The organism is Bacillus cereus group sp. BfR-BA-01381, assembly GCF_022663555.1.
Taxonomy (GTDB): domain Bacteria; phylum Bacillota; class Bacilli; order Bacillales; family Bacillaceae_G; genus Bacillus_A; species Bacillus_A pacificus.
In genome coordinates this window covers 1-254 of sequence record NZ_JAKUFR010000308.1, presented here as the reverse complement: position 1 = coordinate 254, position 254 = coordinate 1, and the positions used below count along the sequence as shown (strand labels likewise).

The following is a 254-nucleotide window of genomic DNA, read 5'->3' as shown; positions in this document are numbered from 1 at the left end:
AATAGGAGCAACAGGAGTAACGGGAGTAACGGGAGTAACAGGGGCAACAGGAGTAACGGGAGTAACAGGAGTAACGGGAGTAACAGGGGCAACAGGAGTAATGGGAGTAACGGGAGCAACAGGAGTAACGGGAGTAACAGGGACAACAGGAGTAACAGGAGCAACAGGTCCAACTGGAGTTATTGGCCCCATAACAACAACTAATTTATTATTTTACACTTTTTCAGATGGAGAAAAACTTATATATACAGATT

The 254-nt window shown here is 44.5% G+C and carries 1 pseudogene; it reads left to right on the top strand.

What is annotated here, in order from left to right:
* Positions 1-254, top strand: a pseudogene (locus MR079_RS28835) (DUF4183 domain-containing protein); the annotation flags it as partial.